Origin of the sequence: Planktotalea sp., from assembly GCF_018607965.1 — a bacterium.
Taxonomy (GTDB): Bacteria; Pseudomonadota; Alphaproteobacteria; order Rhodobacterales; family Rhodobacteraceae; genus Planktotalea.
Genome location: NZ_JABBAM010000147.1, coordinates 1 through 7038 on the forward strand (window position 1 = coordinate 1; position 7038 = coordinate 7038).

At 53.9% G+C, this 7038-nt stretch carries 6 protein-coding genes; 4 read left to right on the forward strand and 2 right to left on the reverse strand.

Going from position 1 to position 7038, the window contains the following annotated elements:
* Together QZ279_RS13110 and QZ279_RS13115 are read left to right on the forward strand one after the other, a co-directional pair.
* On the forward strand, positions 1-601 hold a 601-nt coding region (locus QZ279_RS13110; protein WP_293451586.1), incomplete at its 5' end, for an ATP-binding cassette domain-containing protein.
* A 115-nt stretch (positions 602-716) separates the two neighbouring features.
* Positions 717-2369, forward strand: a complete 1653-nt coding sequence (locus QZ279_RS13115; RefSeq protein ID WP_293451588.1) for a thiamine pyrophosphate-binding protein — start codon at positions 717-719, stop codon at positions 2367-2369.
* A 187-nt stretch (positions 2370-2556) separates the two neighbouring features.
* Here QZ279_RS13115 and QZ279_RS15790 read toward each other — a convergent pair whose 3' ends face one another.
* Together QZ279_RS15790 and QZ279_RS15795 are read right to left on the reverse strand one after the other, a co-directional pair.
* Entirely contained in the window at positions 2557-2688 is a 132-nt protein-coding gene (locus tag QZ279_RS15790; protein ID WP_366513966.1) for a hypothetical protein, read from the reverse strand.
* A complete protein-coding gene (locus tag QZ279_RS15795) occupies positions 2685-2861 on the reverse strand; it encodes a hypothetical protein (RefSeq protein WP_366513967.1) in 177 nt (58 codons plus the stop codon). Before QZ279_RS15795 ends, QZ279_RS15790 begins: the two co-directional genes overlap by 4 nt.
* A gap of 522 nt (positions 2862-3383) precedes the next feature.
* On the opposite strand from QZ279_RS15795, the gene QZ279_RS13125 reads away from it, so the two are divergent.
* On the forward strand, positions 3384-4352 hold the full coding sequence (locus QZ279_RS13125; RefSeq protein WP_293451590.1) for a LysR family transcriptional regulator: 969 nt from the start codon (positions 3384-3386) through the stop codon (positions 4350-4352).
* Positions 4353-4435: 83 nt separating this feature from the next.
* Positions 4436-6871 (forward strand): FAD-dependent oxidoreductase, encoded by a 2436-nt coding sequence (locus QZ279_RS13130; RefSeq protein WP_293451592.1) that lies wholly within the window; start codon positions 4436-4438, stop codon positions 6869-6871.
* The last annotated feature ends 167 nt before the right edge of the window (positions 6872-7038 follow it).

The window sequence follows — 7038 nt, forward strand, 5'->3', positions numbered from 1 at the left end:
ATCAATTGGCGACTTTCACCATTTGGACCAACACTGCGAAGTGAACCAAGCGCGCGAAGCGGGGATTGAAACGGTGTACCAAACGCTGGCTATGTCACCCGCTTTGTCGATTGCCGACAACATGTTCATGGGCCGCGAAATCCGGCGTCCTGGCATCATGGGCAAGATGTTTCGCAAGCTTGATCGCCCAGAGATGGAGCGCCGTGCGCGTGAAAAACTGACCGAGCTTGGCCTGATGACGATCCAGAACATCAACCAAGCGGTCGAAACCCTGTCAGGGGGACAACGCCAAGGTGTCGCCGTTGCGCGGGCTGCGGCGTTTGGGTCGAAAGTGATCATTTTAGACGAACCGACAGCGGCCTTGGGCGTAAAGGAGTCGCGCAAGGTTCTGGAATTGATCCAAGACGTGAAATCGCGCGGTATCCCGATCATCTTGATCAGCCACAACATGCCCCACGTGTTTGAGGTCGCAGACCGCATTCACATTCATCGCCTCGGCAAGCGCCTCTGTGTAATCAACCCGAAAGACTACACAATGTCGGATGCAGTGGCCTTTATGACGGGCGCGAAAGAAGCACCAGAGGAACTGGTCAGCGCTTAAAGATCAAGGACAGCGCATGAAAATGGGGCGCTGTCAGACCTGTCGCTGTTTACCTGTATAAAGAGATGTGCTCTCTGGTTACTAAGCTTTCCAAAGCACACGGACAGGACACATCATGAGCACTCTTCCCAATACCCGTCGCGCGGCTGATCACCTTGTAGATCTTTTGGTTCAGCAAGGCAGCACGCATGTTTTCGGTGTTCCTGGTGAAAGCTATCTGCCCGTTTTGGATGCGCTTCATGATCACGTGGATGATATCCGCTTTATCACGTGTCGCCAAGAGGGTGGTGCTGCGATGGCAGCGGAAGCACACGGCAAGCTCACGGGACGACCCGGTATTTGCATGGTCACGCGTGGCCCTGGAGCGACGAACGCGAGCGCGGGTTTGCATGTGGCCTATCAGGATAGCACGCCGATGATCATGTTCATCGGCCAAGTCGCGCGCGATATGGTTGAACGTGAGGCGTTCCAAGAACTCGATTACCGCCGAATGTTCGGGCAATGCGCTAAATGGGTTGCAGAAATTGGTGACCCTTCGCGCATTCAGGAATTCGTCAACCGTGCCTATCGGACGGCATTGTCGGGACGTCCAGGCCCTGTAGTTTTGGCACTGCCCGAGGACATGCTTTATGAGGATATCGCGCTTCCGCCTGCGCCGCGCATTGCAACTGCGCCGCGCTATCAGCCGAGCGCTGATGCGATGGCAGATTTCCGTGAACGTCTCTCGAATGCCAAGCGTCCTTTGATCATGGCGGGGGGCGGTGGCTGGAGCGCTAAAGGCATCGAAGCCTTGCAGCGTTTTTCTGAAAAACAAGGACTGCCAATCACGGTATCGCTGCGTTGCCAAAGCCTGATGGACAACGAGCACCCAAATTATGTCGGTCATTTCAGCGTCGGGCCAACGCCTTATTTGAAAGATGCACTGGCAGAAACGGACCTGTTGATCGCGATTGGTCCGCGTCTTGGGGAGATAACGACGCAGGGCTACACATGGCTGACACCACCTGTCAGTACGCAAGATTTGATCCACGTTTTCCCCGAACCTGAAGAGATTGGGCGCGTTTACGAACCGACACTCGGCTTGGTCGCGGACATGGATAGTTTCTGTTGTGTCGTTGCGGATATGGATCCGATTGCGCCAGATCGTTTCGCGCAACGCACAAAGGCGTTGCGCACTGAATTTGAAACCTATGTGGCCCCAGACGCCGTCGAAGCTGACCCCCTTGCGCCGATCTTCGGACACCTTAACGACGTGCTGCCGAACGACGCCATCCTGTGCAATGGTGCAGGGAACTACGCGGCTTGGCTGCACCGTTTTTACAAGTATCGCAGCGCGGGTTCACAGCTTGCACCGACCTCTGGTTCGATGGGGTATGGCATGCCAGCGGCAGTGGCTGCAGCCGTCACAGCGCCAGAGCGCGAAGTTTATGCAATCGCGGGTGACGGGTGTTTCATGATGACCTGCCAAGAACTGGCCACAGCCGCGCACCACGATCTGCGGCTGACAGTGATTGTCATTAACAACGCGCGCTACGGCACGATCCGCGCGCATCAGGAACGGGAATTCCCTGGGCGCGTATCGGGAACAGAGATGATCAACCCAGATTTCTGCGACTTCGCACGCTCGTTCGGAGCGGATGCGGAAAAGGTCGATGATATAGTTGGTTTCAAAGTGGCACTTGCCAGTGCGCGAAAACGCGGTGGTCTGAATTTAATCGAAGTCACACAAGATCCAATGCTGAACGCACCCGGAAAATGGTTAACCTAAAATCTTGAAGATGTCCCTTTTTTGCCAATCCTTATCGGCACTTAGGTAGTTAGGGTGGTGCTTTGCGAGAATAGTTTGCGCTTTGATTTGTGCGCGCGGCCAAGCGGTTTGCGCACTGTTTTCTGCCGATGTGCGGGGCTGTTCGCGCTCGGCCATCTTTGGATAGTGATAATCTCGTTTCATCGTTTCATCGTTTCATCGCTTCATGCGTTTGGGCAGACCGAAGGAAATGCCCGTCCCCAAGGATTACATCACAAATCGCATCATACCCTAGGTTTCGCTCTGAGACGTCTATCCCTCGCAAGGCAAGATACGTCATGGCATGCATGTCATCGTCCAAGATGAACGTCTCAAAACTGCCCCCCCCCAAAAAAGCGCAGAAGTCATGCCTGAACTTTCATAGATTAATTTACCGCCTGCCAACGCCGCAGCTAACGAGGTCATGCCCTTTTCAACACCATATTGCGCATCAATCGCTTTGGCATCGTTCATTGAACTCGCAACGCCAGAAGGCAGGCCAAGCCAGTTGGAAAACTGCGCAGATCAATCACCAAAGGCCAGTTCGAAACAATCATCGGAAAGCCCTGTGAAATCACGGGGCGTATGTTGTTTTGATAAACGGTCGTTTGGCAAATTCACCTTCGCGACTTGCAGCGATGTCGAGCATTTGACAATAGGATCAACGTGTTCAGCCAGTGTGAACGCGGTTGCGTTGGTTTTGGTAGGGTTTTCAAAAGCGCATAGGCGGTGTTGATGTCCAGATCATACGGATCAGGCACATAGGTCGCGATGCAGCAGCGCGTGAACCATGCAACGTTGTCCAGAGTGTCTTGAAGGCGTGTGAAATCATGCAGGTCTGCAAGGGGTGAGGGGCGGCGTTTGCTGCAGGAGGTTGCGCGCGCTGGGCGACACGGGCGCTACGACCGCCAGAGCGTCTGCTTGTTTTTGTTATGCGTTATCGCCCCTGTGCAACAGGATCTGGCATGAAAAACGAGTGACATGAATATTAACTGAATGATAGATTTAGATATGACGCAAGCAGACCCGCCATTCACCTTTCGCGCTGTTCAGAATTTTGTAGCTGCGGTTGAAGCGGGGTCTGTGACCCGTGCTGCCCACACGCTTGGGACAAGTCCGTCATCCGTGTCGCAGCAATTGGCAACTTTAGAGGCCGCGCTTGGGGCAAAGTTGATAGAACGCTCAGCGCGTCAATTCAGACTGACGCGTGCGGGCGCATCGTTTATTGATCCTGCGAAGGCGTTGTTGGATGACGTAGGTGCCGCCAAAGTCCGTTTGGCGCTGATTGATCAAGCGCCACCGCTGGCGCTACGCATTGCATCAATCGAAGAGCTGGATGCCACAGTCACGGCACCGTGGTTATTAAAGCTAAACCAGCGGTTTCCCAAAGCGGCCCTATCCTTAACAAGCGGAGCCAGCCACGAAAATCATGATGCGCTAAGTTCGCGTGCCGTAGATATGATCCTTGCCGTGGATACGGTCGCAAAGGTTGATTGGGTCGAACGACATCCGATTTTGCATGATCCATTTATTTTGGTGATCGCGCGGGGTAGAGAACCTGATCTGACGCACATGCCGATGATCCGTTATGAAACAAACCTGCCTATTGGCCGCCAAATCGAAGCGCATTTGCGCCGCGCTGGGCCTGCACCTGCACGGGGCTTTGCATTTTCGACCAATCAGGCTCTTTTCGCGATGACAGCAGAACTAAAGGGCTGGGCGATCACAACGGCGCTTGCCTATCTTGGGACCCCGCTTGCGCGCGATTTGGTCACAGCCCATCCTGTTCATTTGCCAAAGTTTTCGCGCCAATTAGAGCTGCACGCCCGCGCGGGGGCCTTGGGTGACCTTCCTGCAAGGATTGCAAACGACTTGCGCGCGTGTCTGACAGAGCGTGTTCTTCCTGATGCGTCTGAGCGGCTTGGGTTTTTGGGCGATGATCTGCACATTATTAAGAAATACTAAAACATTGATTCTGTCGTGTTTTGGGTGATTGTCAGACTGGGTTTGATCTGTTGGAGTAATTCCAAACAAAGAAAGGCCGCGCCATGAAAACCCAGACCCGTGTCGTTGTAATTGGTGGCGGCATTGCTGGCTGCTCGACCCTGTACCATCTGACCCAAGAGGGCTGGAGCGATGTTGTGCTCGTTGAGCGCAATGAACTGACCTCTGGCACGACATGGCATTCTGCGGCGCAGGTCACGAATTTCGGAATGAATCAGACGATGGTGGGTCTGAAAACCCATTCGATTAACCTGTACAAAGATCTGCGTGACGATCCAGAGTATCCTGTCGGGTATAACCACGGCGACGGCGGTATTCGTTTGGCCAATACCCAAGCCCAGATGGATGGCTATCGCCACTTTGCGTCGATGGCGCGGGGCATGGACGTCGAATTCGAAGTTATTGACGCAGAAGAATGTGCCCGGCGCCATCCGCTCATTTCGACAGATAATCTTGTGGGTGGTCTTTGGGATGCAACGGACGGGCACATTGATCCGGCGCAGTTGTGTGGTGCGCTGTCCTATCGCGCACGCAAAGCAGGCGCAGAGGTCTATCGCAATACCGCTGTGACGAGGTTGACCCAACATAAGGACGATACTTGGACAGTGCACACGGACAAGGGCGATATAGATTGCGAAATCGTCGTCAATGCTTGTGGATACCGCGTGAACGAAGTTGGTGCGATGATGGGTGTGCACCATCCGGTGATGTCGATGGAACACCAGTATTTCGTGACTGAGGATATTCCAGAAATTGTAGAGGCAGGTCATCGTATCCCGCTTTTGCGGTGTTTGATCAGTGACTATTATTCGCGCCAAGAAAAGAACGGGTTGCTTGTTGGTTTTTACGAACAGGATTGCAAAACATGGGGCATGGACGGCATTGATCCCAACTTTGCCAACGCACTGTGTCCTGATGATCTAGACCGTGTGATGGATGTTCTGTCAGGCGCGTTTGAACGCATGCCCGCGCTGACCGAGGTGGGCATTAAAACCATCGTGAACGGTCCGATCACATATACAATCGACGGCGCGCCTTTGGTGGGTCCGATCCCGAACAAGCGCAATGCGTTCTGTATTATCGGCCTGCGCGCAGGCTTGGGCGAAGGTGGCGGCCATGGCTGGCTGTTGGCACAACAGATCGTCCACTGCGAGGCGTGTTATGACACATGGTGCATCGATCCGCGTCGCTTTGCGGGGCACACGAATGTTGAATTGACAGCGCTCAAAGCGATTGAGGATTATCAAAATGAATTCCGCTTCCACTACCCGAATGAACATCGCCCTGCGGGTCGCATGGCCAAGACTACGTCTTTGACGCCAGTCTTGGCGGCTGAGGGTGCCGAGTTTACCGTTGTGAATGGCTGGGAACGCGCTGAATATTTCAAGCCGAACGCGGATTTCCATGTCACCCATGGGTTCCGTTTTGACGAAAGTTTTGATGTGGTAGCACGCGAAGTTGCGGCCGTTCAAAACGCTGTCGGCTTGAGCGAAGTGAATGGGTTCAACCGTTTCGAGATCACTGGATCTAGCGCGCAAGACTTCTTGGATCGCATGATCTGTGGTCGCCTACCGCGCAAAGAGGGGCGTGTCGGTTTGGCGTATCTTTTGAACGCGCTTGGCATGCTGAAGGGCGAGGCAACGATTGCTAATATCCCGGCCTCTGAACGTGGTCCTGCGCGCATATGGTACGGCTCTGCTGCTGCTTCTGAATTGCACGATATGGATTGGTTGCAATCCAACTTGCATGAAGACGAGGACGTCACAATCCGTTCGCTTACCAACGATCAAACGATCCTTGTGCTGGCTGGCCCGAACGCGCGTAAGGTCATGCAAGCGGTCAGTCGTGATGATTGGTCGAAGGCCGCTTTCCCATGGTTGTCCGTACGCGAATGTTTCATCGGAATTGCGCCTGCCACAGTTATGGCGGTTAGTTTTTCGGGTGAGCTGGCCTATGAAATTCACGTGCCGAATGCCTCACTTTATTCCGCCTATCTTACGCTGCGCGAGGCTGGCAAAGAGCACGATATGAGGCTGTTTGGTGCGTTGGCTGTGGACTCAATGCGGTTGGAAAAAGGGTATCTACACTGGAAAGCAGACATCTTGACTGAATTTGATCCCTTCGAAACTGGCGTGGATCGTTTCGTTGACATGGCCAAAGCGGACTTTGTCGGCAAAGACGCATTGGTGAGACGTCAAGCTGCAGGGCCGAGCAAACGTCTTGTGACACTGACGCTGGAGAGTACGACCGTTGCGGCACACGCAGGTGCCTCTTTGATGGATCAAGGCCGCGTTATTGGCACCGTAAGTTCTGGCGATTGGGGGCATCGCACAGGATTGAACCTAGCCTATGCATTTGTGGACCCTGCGTTCGCCGCCATTGGTACGACCTGCGAAATTGACGTGCTGGGTGACATGATAAAGGCGACGGTTATTACACCGTCGCCCTATGATCCAGAACTTGAAAACGTAAGGGTGTAATCCTAGTCCAGCTCATGTTTCCAAGGCGGGTTTGCCCCTTTGCGTGACACTGTAACGCGCGCGGTTTTCATACCGTAGTTTAGCGCGTTTTCGGCGTCCGCTTGGGACAGGCCCGCGATTGCAGATTTGCTGAGTAACCCGCTTTCATGCAGCGACGCCAAAACGCC